At 52.8% G+C, this 19,487-nt stretch carries 14 protein-coding genes; 10 read left to right on the top strand and 4 right to left on the bottom strand.

The genetic code is table 11. From position 1 onward, the window contains the following. Position 1: 1 nt before the first annotated feature. The 3 genes from PHN51_10355 to PHN51_10345 all read left to right on the top strand — a co-directional run bounded on the left by PHN51_10355 (position 2) and on the right by PHN51_10345 (position 1,703). On the top strand, positions 2-388 hold the full coding sequence (locus tag PHN51_10355) for a hypothetical protein (GenBank protein MDD2819176.1): 387 nt from the start codon (positions 2-4) through the stop codon (positions 386-388). 142 nt (positions 389-530) lie between these two features. Further along, positions 531-806, top strand: a complete 276-nt coding sequence (locus tag PHN51_10350) for a hypothetical protein (protein MDD2819175.1) — start codon at positions 531-533, stop codon at positions 804-806. 117 nt (positions 807-923) lie between these two features. Further along, a complete protein-coding gene (locus PHN51_10345; GenBank protein ID MDD2819174.1) occupies positions 924-1,703 on the top strand; it encodes a hypothetical protein in 780 nt (259 codons plus the stop codon). Positions 1,704-1,767: 64 nt separating this feature from the next. Here the strand turns inward: PHN51_10345 and PHN51_10340 are convergent, their stop codons facing one another. After that, on the bottom strand, positions 1,768-3,909 hold the full coding sequence (locus PHN51_10340; protein MDD2819173.1) for a hypothetical protein: 2,142 nt from the start codon (positions 3,907-3,909) through the stop codon (positions 1,768-1,770). Between the two features lie 422 nt (positions 3,910-4,331). Here PHN51_10340 and PHN51_10335 point away from each other — a divergent pair, with 422 nt between their 5' ends. From PHN51_10335 to PHN51_10310, 6 genes are all read left to right on the top strand, one after another. Then, positions 4,332-7,625 carry a hypothetical protein gene (locus PHN51_10335; protein ID MDD2819172.1) on the top strand — a complete coding sequence of 1,098 codons (3,294 nt, stop codon included), beginning with the start codon at positions 4,332-4,334 and terminating at the stop codon, positions 7,623-7,625. Between the two features lie 543 nt (positions 7,626-8,168). Then, a complete protein-coding gene (locus PHN51_10330) occupies positions 8,169-9,191 on the top strand; it encodes a hypothetical protein (protein ID MDD2819171.1) in 1,023 nt (340 codons plus the stop codon). Between the two features lie 130 nt (positions 9,192-9,321). Continuing rightward, a complete protein-coding gene (locus tag PHN51_10325; GenBank protein MDD2819170.1) occupies positions 9,322-9,708 on the top strand; it encodes a hypothetical protein in 387 nt (128 codons plus the stop codon). A 98-nt stretch (positions 9,709-9,806) separates the two neighbouring features. Continuing rightward, the gene (locus PHN51_10320) at positions 9,807-10,814 is read left to right on the top strand and encodes a hypothetical protein (protein MDD2819169.1); all 1,008 of its coding nucleotides are present in this window, start codon (positions 9,807-9,809) and stop codon (positions 10,812-10,814) included. Positions 10,815-10,817: 3 nt separating this feature from the next. After that, positions 10,818-11,489, top strand: a complete 672-nt coding sequence (locus tag PHN51_10315; GenBank protein ID MDD2819168.1) for a hypothetical protein — start codon at positions 10,818-10,820, stop codon at positions 11,487-11,489. A gap of 110 nt (positions 11,490-11,599) precedes the next feature. Next, positions 11,600-15,991 (top strand): DUF2793 domain-containing protein, encoded by a 4,392-nt coding sequence (locus PHN51_10310; protein ID MDD2819167.1) that lies wholly within the window; start codon positions 11,600-11,602, stop codon positions 15,989-15,991. A gap of 75 nt (positions 15,992-16,066) precedes the next feature. On the opposite strand, the gene PHN51_10305 is transcribed toward PHN51_10310, so the two are convergent. The 3 genes from PHN51_10305 to PHN51_10295 form a co-directional block, all read right to left on the bottom strand. Beyond that, entirely contained in the window at positions 16,067-16,912 is an 846-nt protein-coding gene (locus PHN51_10305; protein ID MDD2819166.1) for a hypothetical protein, read from the bottom strand. 95 nt (positions 16,913-17,007) lie between these two features. After that, positions 17,008-18,099: a hypothetical protein gene (locus PHN51_10300; GenBank protein MDD2819165.1), complete on the bottom strand. Its 1,092-nt coding sequence runs from the start codon at positions 18,097-18,099 to the stop codon at positions 17,008-17,010. Next, positions 18,089-18,667 carry a hypothetical protein gene (locus tag PHN51_10295; GenBank protein ID MDD2819164.1) on the bottom strand — a complete coding sequence of 193 codons (579 nt, stop codon included), beginning with the start codon at positions 18,665-18,667 and terminating at the stop codon, positions 18,089-18,091. The genes PHN51_10300 and PHN51_10295 overlap by 11 nt, the downstream gene beginning before the upstream one ends. An 80-nt stretch (positions 18,668-18,747) precedes the next feature. Between PHN51_10295 and PHN51_10290 the strand changes: the two genes are divergently transcribed. After that, on the top strand, positions 18,748-19,458 hold the full coding sequence (locus tag PHN51_10290; GenBank protein ID MDD2819163.1) for a hypothetical protein: 711 nt from the start codon (positions 18,748-18,750) through the stop codon (positions 19,456-19,458). Positions 19,459-19,487 lie beyond the last annotated feature (29 nt).

Genomic DNA, 19,487 nt, shown 5'->3' with positions numbered 1-19,487 from the left:
CATGACTTTCAAATGGTGGGAAAGACTGAAGAAACGTGCGCTCAAAAGGCTACACAAGTTTCTGGTGGCGAAAGTCGATATCCTTGACAAACTCCAACTTCATCACTACAAGAACTACCCGACTTTCGCTGTCACCGACATCGGAACCAACAAAGGTGTTTTTACTTTTGTGTTCAAGGAAGATCGTCGAAAACGGGTGCGTGAGAAAGACTTGTCGAACTTCGGTGTGACAAGTTACTTTGTGGAGCTTATAGCGCCCCCAGAGTTGGCTAACCCTACTAACCCTCTTCATGACAAGGTGATTGTCGTGATCAAGGTCAGCGTGGGTGCTACCAACTATGAGGTGCTTGCCGAGCTTCTTCTGGATCTGTATCTGGATTATTTCTGATTGACAAACTCACAGACACACAGGGGATACCTGTGTGTCTGTGAGAGTTCTTTGAAAAATCTTCGGTTACATATATAGTTACTGAACATACTCCATTGATCTCAGCCACAGTCGGCTTAGCAGTGGAGTGAAGGAGTACAACGTGGGAAAACAAATTGTGATTAAAGCCGCCGACATGGCGGCAGCTGGGTGGGTCGCCACCCATACGGTCCAACAGGGCCGCGTGGTCGCCGACGATCATACCGGCGATCCGGTCGTGATCACCGGCGACGCCTGGACCACGTGGACGCACACCTGTGGTGCGTCCATCCGGGCGTACCACAAGACTGACTTCGTCGCGGATTGCCGCGGCGGAGGAGAGAACGAGGCGGTGTTCCGCCACCTCGGGTTATTGGACCTACCACACACCCGGTGGTAGTCTCTAAGCCACAGCTCCTGAACAGGAGGGTAAACTGTTCAAAACGGCAACTGCACCTGGCCGTTAGATCTGACTGTGCCATATAGCGCTACAGAGATCAGGGTGTGAGGAGAGAAAGTGGAAGAACGCCAGTTGACAGCGCGAGGACCAGCCTCGCGCTCCCGCGCTGAGGCCTGGGTGGCCTGGGAAGCGGCCATAGTTGAGTTTAACACTCTCTTTGCACAGAAGCGCGAAGAGAAGAAGAAACTCACTAAGGTCGAACTTGCACTGCTTCGCCGCAAGTTCGACCTGGTAGCACTTGAGGTGCTACCCAACCGCGGAACCATGAAGGCGGTTCCGCTAGGCGGAACCACTCCCGTGGAGGTGTCGATCGGTGGTACCACCCTGAAGTGGTCTGCCTTCGAGATCACTGCAAAATACCCCCAACTGCGCGCGGCCCAGCTTGAGTTGTTCGCGGCAACGGGGGCGCCACCCACTGCGGTGGAACTGGGGGTGGTGAAACCTCGGACCACAGGACCGGACCGAGCCACAGTGACAGCCGTGTACCGCGAATTCCTCGCGGTTACAGGACTGCCGGAATCGGCCGTCTGCCTGGAAGGGACAGCCGCGCTGGTTGCGGCCGGTGTCGTGCCAGCCGCTCGTCCAGGACACACCGATATCGCGATATCGGTGTGTCGCCACCCGACTGACCCAGCCGTCAACTGGGACAAAGTCAGCCTTCCAAAAGGGGTGGTTGTAACAACCCACCCCGTGAATGGGTGGCTGACCTGGCGCTGCACACGCGTGCCGGGACGCGAAACCGCGCATCGGCATCCAGAGGTCTTGCTGAGACAAATGGAGCAAGAGCGGTCAGTGGGTTACCAGCAGGCGATCCGAACCTGGATGGGGTTCCGATAAACCATCCAGCCTCTCGAACAGAGGGTTAGAAAAGACCACCGTGGGGTGGCTTTTCTTTTTTGCCTTACAATCGAGTTACGCGTTTCTCACGAGCGATGTTGCTCAACAGTTCTTCCACAGACACGATGTTGCTATCGGACCGAATGCTTCCAGCGATGTGTTTGATCTTCAGTTCCAAACGCTGTGCCAAGATAGGGTTACGTTCGGCCCTGTAGTCGTCCAACAGCCGGTTGAACTCAGCTTCCAACGCCATCATCTCAGCGTGGTCGTACTCATCCTCTTCGTTCTTGTACTTCTCCTTCAGGTAGACCGTGTTGTTTCTCAGGATACTTGAAGTGTCGATACCGTACAGATGCAGGTTACGCCCGTTGATCAGAACCCAGTAGCTTAACAAAGCACCGATGACCAAGTCGTCGTTACCACCTGCGGGGTGATCGATGCGGTTGTTGATGATCACCAAAGAGCTGATCTGCTTGATCAAAGCCGGGTCTCGTGTCACACTTGCTGTGAATTTCAGCATGTGGTTCAGTGTCGTGCTGTACAGTTCAGAACGAGAAGTCACACCAGAGCCAGAGGTCACAAAGCCGATGTGTTTCTTGTAGGTTGTGAAGACCTCCACTTCATCGGGTCGAGCTCTGATGATAGCTTCGTATTCTTTTTTGTATTGCTCTTTGTTCTGGAAGATGGTGTTGTACATCCGCGTAAACGGGTTGATACCAGCCGCACAGAACTTCAGGATCATGAAGTCAATCAAAGCAGCGGCAGAACTCTTGCGCTCCATGTTCATCATGGTGTTAGGGTAGTCCATCATGAAACTGAAGAACATATCAGCCACTGTGATCAAGTTGATCTCGTTGAAAGTCGTGACACAGATCACGTCACCGATCACATGGTCACGTACCACAAAGGAGATATCGTCACCACCTGAGCCGTCAGATGTATCCACACCGATGATGAAGCTGTGGTTGTGCTGAATGCGTCGGCCGACTTCCTCTTTGTCGATAGACCACCGCAGCAGGTGGTTGTAAGGTGCATAGAACTCGCTGTGTGCCGTAGGGCACTCATGTTGTCTGAGGATGTCCAGCAGGTGTTTGTCGATAGGTGACCGCTTAGACCCTGTTCTCCACTGGTTGAAGAGATCACGCGCCAAGTTCTCTGGCGTAGACACGTTTTCTTCCAGCGTCTTTCTGAGCCACTCGTCATCCAGACCCAACTGAAGGTAGCTGAGTGTCAGGTGCACCATAGGGCGCTTAAAGCCGTTCTTGTTGGCTGTGCAGTTCTTGTAGATGATTTCGTTCAGCGACTTCAGATCCATGCTGTCGTAGTACTTCTCATCCCAGAGAGTGGCTCCTGTGGCCAACTCGTAGATAAAGCCACCGTCACGGTCATCGATATCTCCAGCCGTTGTGGTGAACAGCGTACCGAAAGGATGTCCTGCTTTCTCAGCGGCACGTCGAGCAAAGTTACCAGACATCAGCATAGCCGCCACAGCTGTTTCGATGTTTTCCACAAAGCACGCTTCATCGACCAAACTGGTGGGTGACACAAAGCCTCGACCTACCTTGTCAGCCTGCTTCTCTGACGCAGAGGACAAGTGCCCTTGAAACTTGTTTTGGAAAGCTTTCAGGTGAACCATCTCGGTGTTGAACAGGTCACCACGGCTAGAGAAGTTCAGGTAAGGTGGCAACTCGTTGTACATGGCCTTCAGTCTGAGCAAAGTCTCAGCCTTCAGACCTTCAGACTTGGTCAACAAGTTGATGGTGTTATTCAGAGTGCCAAAGTTCAGCAGGTACTTGCCTAGCGCAGTGATGGTCGTGGTCTTGCCATTCTGACGCAGAATCACCGCGATGGTCATGACGTGATTGAAGTACAGCCAGTACAGCGCGATGTTCATGCGGTTGGCTTGGAACTTGGTGGCCACCGTGCTACCAGGTGTCGGGATCCTTTCTATCTCTCTGAGATAGTACCAGAAGTTCAGCTTGCACTCCTGCGCTATCATGCCCTGGACCTTCAACGGAAGATCAGGTGCGTACGGATCTACGTTAGCCAGCTGCGGGTTCAACAGTGCCAGATGGAAGACGTTGTTCTTCACCCCCATGCGGTGATAAACCTCAGCCAACTTCAAAAAGCTTGGATTTGTTGTGTTGTAGTGAACGGTGGCACCACGGTGCTTCAACCAGTCCTGAGAGAACAGTATAGTGGTCATCGCTTCACCTCACAGTGAAAAAAGAGTTTAATCAGTCAATTTAACTTGTTTCCACTTTTCAACCATTCTTCGACCATCCCTACCTGGAGCCTAAGCCATGAGTTTTACCTTGATCCACACCTGCAAAGAAGAAGTTCTCCGTCAGAGACTCCGTGAACTTGTACCACCCAGTACCGACTATACCTTGTTTTTTGGGAGTACAGTTGGCCACCGAAACTCAGGAAGAGAGTGCAGAAGTCTGTTGCGTGAGATGGAAGCAGGTCTTCGATCGCTGATGTGTTTCAAGGTTGTCTTTTGCCCGACCCCAGACCTGGTTGTTACCTTGGAGATCACGCGTAAACAAGACGCCTATCTCCTCAGGCACCGCACAGACAAAAAGCCTGAAACGATCGTTTGACCCCTCAAACACAGAAAGGCATCACATGCTTTTAGCCCAATCCCAGTTTCTACTGAAGCAAGGTGTTCGCACCCCACTTCAGTTGATGTCTCCCCCTGTCGTTGAACGTGACCAAGTCCAGCCGCCCAGAGAGACTGTTTTCCACTACCTGGACATTGACTCTGATGTCCGGATGCCTGTCCGAAGTCTGACCTTCCTGGGCAATCTTCCTCACAACAAACGGATCCCGTTGACCAACGTGGTTGACGCAGAGACCCAGCTGGAAGTGGTTTCTGTTCACAATCGGAACCCCCAACAAGAAATCCTCAAGTGGCGCGAAGACAACACCAAAAGCTTTCGCCTGGTGGATCTGTTCACTGAGCCTAACACCGACATCACGGTCAATTCGATCGTCAACTACAACCTCCTCAAAGACCGCTACAAACTGAAGACCAGCGTGACCAGCCATATCAGCTGGCACACCAACGTGTTCTCCACGTACTGGGCTTCTGTGGTCAAGATGTGCAAAGCCGCACCATCATCCAACCAGTTTGTGCAACTGACCGTCCCGTCACTGATACCTTCCCCAGCAGCTATCCAAACTCTGCTGAAGCAGAAATCCAACACGTACGCCAGGGTGGTCACCAACCCCCACCTGAACAACATCCTCCAGTTGTTCATGTACCTCTCAGAGGCCACCAGAAGTCGCTCAGTGATGTCTGTGATCCCGGTAGAGGTGACACCACAGATCACCATGGAAATGACCTACAAGGGCCACAGTTGCTTCTTCAAGCTGTCAGACCTGGTGGGTCTGTCGGAAGAGAACGAGCTTCCTCTGAAGACCAAGTACAACGTGGATAAAGTCCAGCGTTTCTTCATCGTGGCGCTCCTGAAGATCCAGACTGCGGTGGTGGCCAAACTGGAAGCAGCTGATCCAGGTGAAATGACGCTTACGGATCAAACCAACATTGACTTTCCTCAGGTGCCAGAGACGGACGACTTCGAGGAAGATCCCGAAAGTTCTGTCAACCCCTCTCCTGAGGATCGCAAACCTGACTACGCTATCCAGTCAGCGGTCAAGAAGTCGGTCACACAAACCCCGCCCAAGCAGCTCGCATCACCAGAGTTGGACAAGTTCGATGACTTCCCAGAGATGTCACTGGACTCCATGATCGAGACCAGCTCAGCAGAGATCTCTGGTGTGACTGATGATCTGTTCATCAAGTCCATACAGGCCGCCGAAGCACAGGTGTCTGAAGAAACAGCAGACACCCCAGATGCTCAGTCGCATTTCCATGTGAACTACGACGATCATCACCTTCAGGCTGTTCTGAAAGACTCTACACCAGAAGACGTCTATACCGAGATCATCACCGAAGCCCAGATGTCAGGAGGTGTCGCTACCTCAGAGATCCGTTCCCTGAAGAAACTGGTGACCACTCGCAAGGAGCTGAAATCTCCGTACGGTGATCAGCTTCTGGACATCGACAAGATCGTCCCACCTGAGCTGGAGATCCCTCCGCCCGAAGCTTCAGAGATCAAGATGGACAACAACCTTGTCCCTGACTACTGGAAGCATGAAACGCTGATGAGTCATGACAAGCACTACGTGGACAAAGTCTACAAGAAGGATGTGCTGGCCGCTGTCTCTCACTTGGAAAAAGCGGGCGTGGTCATCAAGGGCTACGAAGTTGACAGGGTCGGCACGTCCAGTGGCAAGTATGACGTCCACAAGCTCACCCTGAAACCCCTCAGGGGCAAAGAGTCTACGGTGTACTTTCGACTTCCCACGATCAACGACGAAGGTGAGATGATTGTCTCGGGCATCAAGCTTCGCATGCGTCGTCAACGGACAGAAGTCCCTATCCGCAAGATCGGACCAGCGCGTGTGGCGCTCACCACAGCTTACGGCAAGCTCTTTGTAGAGCGCACAGAGCGCAGGGCTTACGACAAGTACGCCCAGATCACGACCCGTATCAAAGACGACTACCTGCAACAAACTGGAAAGATCAAACGGATCCTTCCAGGCAACGTCTACAACAACTTGAGCCACGTTCCTAACGCTTACGCGATGATGTCACGTGACTTCAAGGAAGTCTCTACAGATGACTACACGTTCAGTTTCGACGAGTCGGTCGCTAAGGACCACCTGGACAAAGACACGTACATCGGTGTTCATGGCTACTCCAGGTCAGAGCCAGAGAAGCGCATGACTTACTGCGGGTTCCGGAAAGACAAGCGTATCCTGGTCATGGACATCAACAGTGACATCCATCTCTACAGCAAGGGTGGTAACCACGAGCATCTGGGATCACTGGAAGACCTTCTTGGATACGCTGGTGAGTCTTTCCCGTCCAACTTCTCGACTGTCAAGATTCTTGGGGACGCTATCCCTTTAGGCGTGGTGCTCGCCTACCACGTTGGTCTCCAGAACCTGCTTGCGGTTACCAAGACCAAGTTCACTGTCCTGGAAGCCAGAAAACAATACCAGCCCACCAAGAACGAAATCGTTCTCAGGTTTGACAACGCCAAGCTGGTGGTTGTGACAGACACCGAAGAGAAGCGACTTCTGTTCTCTGGGTTCTTGTTCTACAAGGACATCACCAAGTCATACCCCATTGAGTCCTTTGGCCTGAAAGAGGTCTACCTGGAACTCTTGGAGCATCGCAACTGTGGTGTGATCCATCTGAAGGAGATGGACCTCCTCAGACAGCTCTTTATCGACCCTATCGCGGCAGCTGACTTGAAGGGTATGAACGAACCCCATGAGTACCTGAAGCTTCTCCTCAGAGCTAACAACATGTTGGAGACGTTCCAACACGAAGACCCCAATGATCCGCACGCTGGCAACAAGATCCGGGGCTACGATCGGATACCAAGCCTGATGTACCGTGTCTTGGCAGAGTCTGTCAGAAAACACAAGCTGACGGGCAACGGCAAAGGCAAGATCGAGTTGGATCCTTACGCGGTATGGAACGCGGTGACACGAGACACCACGGTCAAGATCACCGAAGAGTCCAACCCTATCATCGACTTGAAGGAAGTGGAGTCCGTCACGTTCTCCGGCGCAGATGGACTGAACAAGTCAGCCACACCAGAGTACCTGAGAAGGTTTCACAAAAACGACGCAGGTCTGGTATCAGAAGCTACTGTCGACAGCAGCGATGTGGGTCTGAACTTCTTCTTGACACCATACGCCAAGATCAGCAACATCCGAGGAAAGATTGACCCCGGGAATCAATTGCACGAAGAGCATCCCGAACTGAAGTTCTCCACAAGTACCCTACTGGCTCCTATGGCCGAGCTAGATGATCCCAAGAGGATATGTGAATTGAGCTGAAACTTGAGGCACCGTAGAACGGTTTGTAGCTATACAAATACGCTTCGGAAGAGCTTGAGTTTAAACAGTTCAGTTATGTCCCTCCTCCTCGAAAGAGGTTGAGAAAAACTTCCTTAATTGCAGGAAAAAGCTTAGAGCTTCAAACACCAAGCGTAGGTGGCGACACACACGTGGCCTGAGTAACTATCAGGGTAAGGTAACAGTTTTGAAGATTGCTCAACCTGCAGCCGATCTACTCACCGAGTAGCGGGCTCAACGACTATCGAAAGCACAGCTAAGCTGGAAGCGAGTAGAGTAGAGACCAAGTGGTCTCGAAATAGGAAGCACCCCACCTGTTGATACAGAGGGTGATGACATAGTCTAGACTTCAGGGAAATCCTGAAGCTGCACGTTATGGTGCGGGTCAAGAAGAGAGTGACCGCTGTGAAGCGACACAACGACCTTGACTGAAGATTTCGAGGGTTCATCAGTATCCAGAACGGACATACGATCGCCGCTGATGGCTATCACCAGCCCATCGTCCGAACAGGGTATGAGTATATCATGCCCTACAAAGTTGGTAAGCTCTACTGCGCAAAAGCAGAAGGTGACGGCACTGTCATAGAGAAGACCGACAAACTCATCACCGTTGAATATAAGACAGGCAAGGTGGTGGGCTATCGCATCGGTAACACCTACGGCCGCATGGAAGGCTCTGTCTACAAGCACAGCATCGCCACCACACTGGACAAAGGCAAGAAAGTCTCTAAGGACGACATCATCGCCTACAACACGGGTTTCTTTGAGCCAGACTGGCTGAACCCGTCCAGACTGATCATGAAGTTCAATCAGGCTATCACTGTGGCACTGTCCATGGAAGACTCGGTGTACGAAGACTCGTCAGCTGTGTCCCCCAAGCTCAGCAAAGAAGCTTCTACGTCCTACATCAAGGAGAAGATCTTTGTTCTGGAGTTCCAGAAGAACATCATCAACCTCCTTCCTGAAGGCAGCAAGGTCACACCCAACGACGTGCTCTTTACTGTGGTGGACGAAAACGCTGATTACTCCAACCTCTCTGAATCCAGCATCGAGATGCTGAAGCACCTGTCGAACGTCTCACCCAAAGCCAAGATGGATGGGACTATCTTCAGGTACGAGATGAAGTACAACGGTGAGCTGAGTGACATGTCTCCGACTGTCAAGAAGCTTGCGCAGCAGATGGACAAACAGCTCTACGAAGAGACCAGGCACACCTTCGAGGAGAGCAAGACCAACCGTGAAAACAGCGAGTACCGCTCTGAGGGCAAGAACCTCTTACCTAACACGTTCGAGCTGAAAGTCTTCATCGAGACCAAGCTGACCCAGGCTGTGGCAGACAAGGGTGTCTTCGGATCACAGATGAAGTCTGTGGTGTCCGATGTCTTCAGGTCTGACATCCGCACAGAGTCTGGTGACCCTATCGACGCCAAGTTCAGTTACGTGAGTATCGTGAACCGTGTGACAGAGAGTCCTATCCTGATGGGGCTGGCTGGACGGATCATGAAGAAAGCCTCACGACAGGTGGCAGACATCTACTTCGGTAGTTAAGTAAGACAGATGCACGGGTGCTTGGCACCCGTGCATCTGATCTCTTTTTAAATACATGTATACTTACTGAACATATTCTACTGATCTCACCGCGTTTGACGGTTAGCAGTGGAGGATAAAGGAGTTCAACATGACACAAGGATCGACAACAGCCCCGTTCAACGTCAGTGGAAAATTGATAGTCCGGTCAAATATGGATTCGACAAACGGGCATTCACTGGTCTCCAACCGAGGTGAGCACCAGTTCCTGGACGCAAAAAGTCTGGCTGGTGATCTGACTGCATCCAAAGTGTATCTGGAGAAGCGCACAGACTGTTACAAAAGGTTTGTAGCAGGGTTGAACCTGGTAACAGTGGGTGCGGGAAACGCCATCAAGTTTGAAAATGGCAAGACCGCGCACTTCCTTTTGAACGGGAAGATTGCCCTGGCTGATGCCGACCCAGGCAAGCAGCAGGAACCTCTGGTGTTTCAAACCTGGGAACAGTTTGCGGCATACTACTTGGCCACACACTGGTAAACCGCCAGGAAAGAAGACCGCCCCTGGGTGGTTTTTCTTTTTTGCTAATCGACATTGCTCTCTAGGAGATTTTTTGATTTCTTAACAAAGGACACCCCATGCCAGCCACCTACCCTCTTGACACGTCAGGTGTCAGTCCACTGAACCGTGTGACCAACGAGCTGCACACTGTCTCGGAGGCACAGTTCCGTGACTACCACTTTCTGGTGCCGAACTTTGCCCCGTTCTACGTGGACAACTTTGGCATGAGCCTGATCGTCAACAACGTCGAAACACCTCTGGTGGAAGACGTGGACTTCAGCTTTGCCTTGCCCTATGTGACGGGTACACGGATCACAGGCAAACAGATGTATGGCTCACTGACCCTGCACAACCTGGACGCCAATGGTATCTTGAAGATCACAAGCTACCAGACCGTTGGTGGTGACAAAGTGGTCGATCGCAACTTGGTGCTGACCATGTTGGCTGAGAAGGCCTACAACCCACGTACGACCGTCTTTGACCTGATCGCTAACTTGCCGACGTCTTGGCCTCCCACACCCCACTACCAAGACTACAGTTCGTTCTACGGTCAAGAACAACTGGTGGCAGTTCTGCAAGAGATCGTTAACGCGATCGCCAACAACGCGAGCTTCACCAGTGCCACGATCCAGAACTTCTTGAGCGACTTCAACTCAGGTACATCGACCAACTACATCCGCAAGTCCGGCGACGCCATGCTAGGGCCCTTGGAACTTCCAGGTATGCCTGGTCAACCTGAGCACGCGGTCAACAAAGCCTACGTGGATCAGCTGATCTCCGCAGGGCAAGACGTTGCTTCTTTGTTGGCCAACTACGTGACCAACGATGTTTACCAAAGTGGCATGGATACCAAGCTGGACAAATCCGGCGGTATCATGACAGGAGCACTTTCTGTGGTAAACCCGACCGACAACGCTCACGCTGTCAACTTGGGCAACTTGTCTGCTGCGATGCAAACTCTTCAGGCCCAGATCACCGCCATCGAAGAAGCCGCCGGAACCACAGACGGAGGCTATGTGACCAAGGCACAGTTTGACGCAGCTATCCATGAAATCATGGGCTACGTCTCTGGTAAAGTTCGATAAGACATGCAAACATCCTTACTGTACACGCCGTCTGCTAAACAGCAGCAGCTGATAGCACTCTATTCTGACATGGTCTTGAGTGGTTACACCACAATCAAGGACGTGCACATTAAAACCGTGTTCAGCGACATGGAAATCAGGTTCTTTAAAAAACCAGTGAAAGGTGCTCTGCTGTCGGTAGGCGCGCAGACGCTATTGGACTACGGCTGCGGCGGTAGCAATTATCTAAGTTCTGGATTTCAGGGTGATTTGTCAGCCAAGGAATACTTCGAGCTTAAGGACGTGTATCGTTACGAACCATCGAGAAACATAGACGAGCGACAACCAGCTGACGCTGTAGTTTGTTTTGATGTCTTAGAGCACATTTTTGTCGCTGATATACCCAGGGTAGTGAGAGAGCTTTTCAGTTTGACTAAAAAGCTTTTGATCGTTAACGTGGCGTGTTACAAAGCCGCGGCAACATTACCAAACGGTGAAAACGCGCATATAACCGTGCGACCTCCATTTTGGTGGAAGGGGGTATTTGACACCATAGCCGTTGAATATCCGGACATCGAGGTTAAGTTATGGTGCTCCGAAGCTTGGAGAAAACCAACGTCATTTAAAGCTTACCGAGCTTTGGATTGGGTTGATTCCGCTACGTTTGAGGTTCCTGTAATTTGGTCAAAAAGTTAACCACATCCCCCTTCTGGTCTACCCATGGCCAGAAGGGGGTGGAGGTATTTCAAATCAAGTGGCAGTCATTTAACGCGTATTCTCTTTTTTGTTGTTTTTTACAAGGAGTCATGATGAAACTCACAGCCGGCGATCGACGTGGTCCTCTTTATCTGGAACGGGATCCACTTGTAGCGGCAGAAGCCGCCACGAAAAACTACGTGGACAGCACCGTCTACGCCCACAGCGAGAACACCGCTCTTCACCTGACTCAGACTCAGAAAGACCTGCTGGACAGTCTGAATGTCGATGTGGCTGAGCTGAACTACCTGAACGGCCTGACCGGCAACGTTCAGAGTCAGCTCGATACCAAGCTGAACAAGTCCGGTGGCACCATGACCGGCACCCTGGTCCTGGCAGCTGACCCTCTCAATGACAACGATGCAACAACCAAGGCCTACACCGACGCTGGTTTGGCATTGAAGTTTGACAAAACCGGTGGCACGGTCACCGGTTTCATCACCCTGCACGCCGCTCCCACTAACACCATGCACGCTGCTAACAAGCAGTACGTGGACACAGGTCTGAGTTCTCATGCTACCGACACAGGACTCCATCTGGTTGAAGGTGAGCGTCTTTGGTTGTCCGCCGTTGTCGCGGGCGTGACGTCCACTGAAGTCAACCGACTCGCAGGTGTGACCTCGGGTGTTCAAGAACAACTGGACAGCAAACTGGACAAGTCCGGCGGCACGATGACTGGGTTCGTCACTCTGCATGCTGCTCCCACAGACAACATGCATCCTGCGACCAAGCAGTACACCGACACTGGTCTGAACACCAAGTTCGACAAGTCCGGTGGTAATCTGACTGGCTTTGCCACGCTGCACGCCGATCCGACTGCCAACATGCATGCTGCTACCAAGCAGTACACGGACGCAGGTCTGTCGACTCACGCCGGTGACGACACCCTTCACCTGACCAGTGAACAGAATGCGTTCTTGGACGCTGTGACAGTGTCGGCTACTGAAGTCAACCGTTTGACTGGCGTGACCTCCGATGTCCAAAGCCAGATCGACTCCAAGTTCGACAAGGCTGGTGGCACTATCACCGGTGACGTGACTGTGGCCCCTGGCTACGCCATCTACGTCAGCAAGACCGCTACCTCCAGCAACGAGCTGGTGAACAAGGCCTACGTCGACGCTCTGCAAGTCGGTCAGCGCTGGGAAGACCCGATCGTGGCCGCCAACCTGGTGTCCGCCAACCTGGGCGTTCCGCCTGTTTCCCCTGTCGAAGGCGATGTCTACATCGTGCCTGATAACGGGTCCGGACTTTGGGCCGCTCTGCGTAAGCGTGCTGTTACCTACCGTGACGGCAGCTGGGTGGACATCCTGGGTCGCGACGTGGCCGCCGGTGACCGCTTCGGTGTGGTTTTCTCGACAGCGACCGCGGCCGGTGCCGACCTGAACGGTTCCCAGAAACGCATCATCAAGGTGATGTCGATCGGCGCGGGTCCTACCGAAGTACTGGGTGAAGCTGTTCAGATCAGCTCGACGACACTGGTGTATGCACCGCTGGCACCTAACTTCGGCGTGACATACACCTACAAGTCTGCTGACTCGTGGGCACCCACCAACACCTCTGTGAACATCGCGGCAGGTGATGCGCTGGAACTCACTTCCAACATGCTCCACGTTCGCGTGGGCACTGGTCTGATCATCGGTGACGACAAGGTCCGCATCAATGTTGACAGTGCGTCGGCTGTCATCGTGAACGGTGAGAACCAGCTCTCTCTGGAAGTTGATGAAGCCACGCTGACTCAGTCTGGCGCCTATCTGCATATCGCAGACGCGGTCATGCTGAAGGTCAATGACTCCGTACAGAAGTCTGGTACCAACACGGTGTCTGGCTCCATCACTGTCACCGGTGCCGGCGCGCTGTTGCGTTACACCAACGCTCCTCTGGTCGGTGATGATGTCACCAACAAGACCTACGTTGACACAGCGGTCACTGGTGTGGCTGACGATCTGAGCGCCCTGACGCTCATCGTCGACGCACTCAACACTGACCCCACGACCAAGACCTATGTCGACAATCAGGACGCCCTGAAGGTCAATAAGGCTGGTGACACCCTGACCGGCTTCTTGGTACTGCACGCTGCGCCTGAAAGCGCTATGCACCCCACCAACAAGCAGTACGTGGACACCAATCTGTCTACGCACGCAACCGACACCGATCTGCACATCAGCCCCATCGAACGCAACTGGCTGTCTTCCATCGTCGGTACAGTTACCTCTGACCAAGTGAACTACTTGTCTGGTGTGACATCGGACGTGCAAGACCAGATCGACAGCAAGGTGGCCATCGGTGGTGACACGATGACAGGTCCTCTGTACCTGCACGCCAACCCCACCGGCAACCTGATGGCTGCTCCTAAGCAGTACGTCGACGCTGTTGCTGCACTGAAGTTTGACAAAACCGGCGGTGAAGTCACTGGGTTCATCACCCTGCACGCTGACCCCACGCTGAATCTGCACGCTGTGACCAAGCAGTACGCAGACGCAGCTTTGACCGGCCACGCCTCTGACGACGCCCTGCACTTGACCTCTGGTCAGAACGCTTTCCTGGACGCACTGACGGTTTCTGCCACCGAGGTGAACTACCTGGGTACAGTGTCTTCCAACGTACAGGATCAGCTGGACAGCAAGCTGAACAAAGCCGGTGGCGAGATGTCCGGGTTCATCACCCTGCACGCTGCGCCGACTCTGGATCTGCATGCCTCTACCAAGAAGTACGTGGACGATGCTGCTGCTCTGAAGGTCAACAAAGCTGGCGACACTCTGACTGGCTTCTTGACGCTGCATGCTGCGCCAACTGACGCCATGCACGCCGCCAACAAAGAGTTCGTGGAATCGGCCATCACTGCCGCAGCCGCATCTCTGGGTGGCGATGTGAGCACCAAGGTGTCCAAGTCCGGTGACACGATGACTGGGCCGCTGCTCCTGGCCGCTGATCCTGTTGCAGATCTGGGCGCTGCTACCAAGCAGTTTGTGGAAGCTCAGGTTGACGGTGCACGCGAAGCACTGGAAACCACTATCGGCACTGTGCAGACCAACGTGTCTACGCTCCGCAGTGATGTGGATGGTCTCCTGGTTGACCCAGTGACCAAGACCTACGTTGACTCTCAGGACAACACACGTTTGGCGAAGTCCGGCGGCACCATGACAGGGTACATCACCCTGCACGCCGACCCTTCTTCCGCCATGCACCCCACGACCAAGCAGTATGTGGATGCTGTCGCACAAGGTTTGATCAACAAACCCTCCGTGCGTCTGGCTACCACCGAAGCCTTGGCTGCTACCTACAGCAACGGCACCTCTGGTGTCAACGCCACACTGACCGGTACCGCTAACGGTGGCCTGGTGGTTGACGGCAAGGTGGTCGCAGTCAATGACCGCATCTTGGTGCGTCTGCAAGCTGCAGCTATCCAGAACGGTGACTACACAGTACAACAGACTGGCGACGCTGGCACCCCCTTCATCCTGAAGCGTGTGGTGACTGCCGACGAGTCTTCCGAGATCCCACGCAGCTACTTCTACGTCTTTGACGGCGATACGCTGAAGGGTACTGGTTGGACATTGGTGGTGCAGAACCCCGTGACCTTCACCATCGGCACTGACGACATCAGCGTGAACCAGTTCTCCGGACAAGGTTCCTTGATCGCTGGCAACGGCCTGACCATCTCTGGCAACACCATCCAGATCAACTCGGCCAACACACAGCGCATCATCGTCAACGCTGACAACATCGACCTGGCTACTACTGGTGTCACACCTGGTACTTACACCAAGGTTGTCATCGACGGCTACGGACGCGCCACCGCCGGTTCCAACCCAACCACGCTGGGTGGCTACGGCATCACTGACGCACAAGGACTGAACAGCTTCTTGACAGACATCTCCCTGATGGGTGGTGACGAAGGTGGCGGTGGCTTGATCGCCCTCGACGCTGTCAACATGAAGATGGTTCGTCGCACGCTGTCGACCACCGGCATCGGCATCTCTGTCAGCAACAATGGCACGGGCATCGGTGGTGATCTGTCGATCAGCTCCAACGCTACACCTGCCAACACTGGCAACACTTTGGTCTCTCGTGACAGCAATGGCGACTTTGCTGCGCGCGAAATCACAGCTGCACTGAAGGGCAACGCTGACACAGCTACCAAGTTGGCCACGTCTCGCCAGTTCAGCGCTGACTCTGTCGACATGTCCGCACCGGCTGTCTCGTTCGACGGCTCTGCGAATGTGACGTTGGTTCCGGTGTTGAAGGCAAGCGGCATCACCGCTGGCACCTACACCAAGCTGACGGTCACCAACAAAGGTATCGCCACCGGCGGTGAAAACCCCACCACACTGGCTGGCTACGGGATCACAGACGCTGCAACGATCACTCAGTTGCAAGAAGAAGTGGCTCTGCTCCGTACGCAACTCACTGAGCTGTACAGCTACGTGATGGCTCGCATGTAAAGCAAAATAGAATAGCTCTAGAAGGCCTGTAAAGGCCTTCTAGAGCGTTCTTATCTTATTACCTATACGAAGGTATCAAAAGTCGTTCAAAGCTTCTGTGAGGGCTTTAAATGAGCCACAGAAAAACATCAGCTGCGCAAACAGAGCATTGTAGAACTCGATCAACTGAGCTGTGGTGTGGATGCACTCCATCAGTTCCTTTTTGGCGGTGTTGTTCTTCACCAAGACACCGGACTGGATGTTGTGCTCGATCAGCAGGTCTACCATCTCCACCAACCCACGACTGTCTTTGTCGATCTTCTTCAAACGAGCTTCAGAGAGGACATCATTCAGGTTGCGAAGCTGCTCGTAGATCTTTTCCAGATCGGCAAAAGACTTCAGCACGTCTGAAGGGTTGGTTTTGCTTTTGTTGGACGAAGCCGTGAAGTAAGAAGCCATCTCCTTCTTCACTTTCTCCAGACGCTTCTCTTCGTCTTTGAACTTGTGGTAGCCGTAGATGCTTTCAGCACGTTCATCGCTGTACTCGTTGATGAAGGTAGCCAGGACCATGCGCAGACGCTCTGTGGCTTCATCTGTCATGGCTGAGACAGAGATAGCGGCATCTGTCAAGTCCTTCAGGTAGTCCACATACAAACCGCTGAACGATTCAGGTTTGGAGATGATGACGTGCTTGAAGTTGGCGAATGAGGTTTCCTTGGCTTTAGCCAGTGTTCGGTGCTTGGTGCTGACCGCGTCAAACACCACTTTGTCGGGGGACTGAAGTGTGACCATGTTGGCCAGATTCAGTGCGGTGTCTTTGATCTGTCCCAGAAAGGTGGAGATGCTTTCGGTAGCGAAGACTGCGCCGGTCTTGTGCCGCGCCATGAACTGGGTAGCGGTCAGTGCGGGAACAAGCGGATCGGCTTTGGTGAAGAGTGACATGGTGAGTTTCCTTTGTTGACCCGTGTGACCGGGATAGACGAATCACAAAATCTAAGCCCTTACACCTGTTATGCAGGTGTAAGGGCTAGAGTGGCTTAAGGGTTGCTGAGCAGGTAGCGGAGACGCAACTCGTCGTTGTCGGCAAATGTGCCGAAGGTCAGACCGAAGATGGTGGGTAGCACTGTGCCCGAGTAGACTTGACCGTACGCAGTGCTTGCGGTCACGTACTCCTGCACCTTGATCTGGTAGGTCACTGCCAAATAGTCTTCAGCGTCTGGGTCTTCTTTCACACCCAGATACAACTTCTCATTGTTCACATTGGCTTCACCGGGTACGTAGATCTGTACCTGAACGATACCGCCGTTGGTGGTGATGGTCCCAGAGGTGTTGCTGATGAGTGCAACAGGTCCGTGAGGGTTGTAGAACGACCAATACAGCGTTGTGCCGACAGGATAGTCCGATGTCTCGATCTCGAACATCGCTGACTGACCCTTAACCCAGCTGCACTCAGGAACATCGATCCAGACGTTGCTGAGAAGCTTCTTGCGACTCATGAAGTACAAGAAGGCGTCGTACTGCATCATGCGGTTGCTGGGAAGCACCTTGGGCAACTCTTTGCACCTGAACTGTGAAAGCAGCTCTTCCAAGATGTTCAGCACCAGCTGTGTCTGCCCCAGTGTGATTGCAGACTTGATGCGCTCCAGATAGTCCACCACAGGCTCAAAGCCGTAGATGTCATCCAGCAGATGTCGGTGAACCGTAGGCAGGTAGTCAGCCGGTTTGTTCTTGACGTTTGCCCAGTCGATAGGACGATTGTCCTGCATGACAGTTTGGTACAGGTTTGCGATCGCCGCAGAACTGTGTGCGTAGGGACCACCCAGAGCCTGGTAAGTCACAGTGACATCTGGACCCACCGCTGGGTTCAGAATCAAGATGATCTCAGCGATCTCTTTGCTGTACCGAAGTGTGGCTTCTTGATGCAGCTCAGCAACTTGGTAGTCGATACCACGCTGAAGAACTGTGGCACCAGACTTGACCAGAGGACTGTTAGGACCACAGACAAATGGTCCGTGTCGAGTGGCGACGGCTCGGACAGGTGTAGAGCCGAGTGTGTGAAGCTCATCAGGGATGAGGTTGTTGGGGTTCTGACCTGTGGGGTCAAGATCCAACGGAAAGTTAGCAGGCATAGATATTCCCTTTATCGATACGGATGTACTCGGCCACAGCGCCAGATTGCTTGACCACTTTCTTGACCACCTTATCTGGCGTGATGATGTCGTCCTCGTCCTCGTCGATCACGTTGACAAAGTATCCGATTTCTTCGTAGAAGTTGTGGCACTGCTCAGCACAGTACAGCTCTTCGTCAGAGGTACCGAACTGGAACATGTTCTTGACCATGTCCAACAAACTGTAGTTCTTGCCGAGGTGTTTCAACAACGTGTGGACATTGTTTTTACGCTCTTGAACGTTGGCCCTGTAGAGATAGAAGTTGCCCAGCATCCAGAGCGGCATCATGCGCACTGTGGGAGACGTAGCCTCCACAGCAAAGACCTGATCACCCAGGCGCACAGCAATGGCCGTGTGTGAGTAGGTGGCTTTGAAGAACACCTGGTAAAAGTACAGGAGAAAGGTGAAGATCGAGGTGATCTTGTTGATGCGCCAAGCCAGGAGATCCCCTGTTTGGATATCATCAGCTACCTCGCTGTAGAAGAAGTACTTCTCTACGTTGGGTAGGTTGCTGGAAGCTTTGACCATAAGAGAGACTCCTTGAAAAGTAGATCACAGAATTCCCGGGCTATATTCATGTTCTGATAGTTTTTTACCAAGGACAAACCATGAAACACATCTTGAGTATGCTCCTGCTGACGGTGACTCTGTCGCTGAACGCGTGGGCGGCACCCGATATCCCAGTCAAAGCGTGGGGCTTTGTCCCCATTATCAAACAAGAAGTTACAAATCACTTCCCTGAAATCCCTTACCCAGAATACGTACCGGCTCTGATGGAGAAAGAAAGCTGTATCACCCTTAAACACAGTCGATGTTTCAGTTCCACAGCTCAATTGAAAACCGATCGTGAAAAAGGTGTAGGTGTCGGCCAGATTACCATCGCCTACAACAAAGATGGATCTGTCAGGTTTGACAAGCTGAGTGAGATGACCGAGCGGTACAAGAAAGAGCTACCCAAGATCAACTGGAACAACATCAGAGAGAAACCAGAAGCTCAGGTGAGGATCATGGTTCTGATGCTCAGAGATGACTACAGGGCGCTGTACAACGTAGAAGACGAGTATCAGCGCACAGCCATGATGGACGCAGCTTACAACGGTGGTCGTGGCTCTGTTCACAAAGAAAGACGCATCTGTGGGATGGCCAAGAACTGTGACCCTGATATCTGGTTTGGTCATGTAGAGCGATACTGCTCTAAGAGCAAGAAACCAATGCCAGCTTACGGCAACAGAAGCATCTGTGATATCCATCGAGACCACGTGAAGAGCGTGATGAAGAGCAAACTTCCCAAGTACGTGAGAGCGAAGTTTTTGGACTAAGACATCTACCCTACCAGGATCACTCCTGG

The sequence above is a fragment of the Candidatus Nanopelagicales bacterium genome, assembly GCA_028687755.1.
Taxonomy (GTDB): Bacteria; Actinomycetota; Actinomycetes; order S36-B12; family S36-B12; genus UBA11398.
The sequence above is the reverse complement of the archived record's forward strand: the minus strand, read 5'-3'. Positions and strand labels throughout refer to the sequence as shown.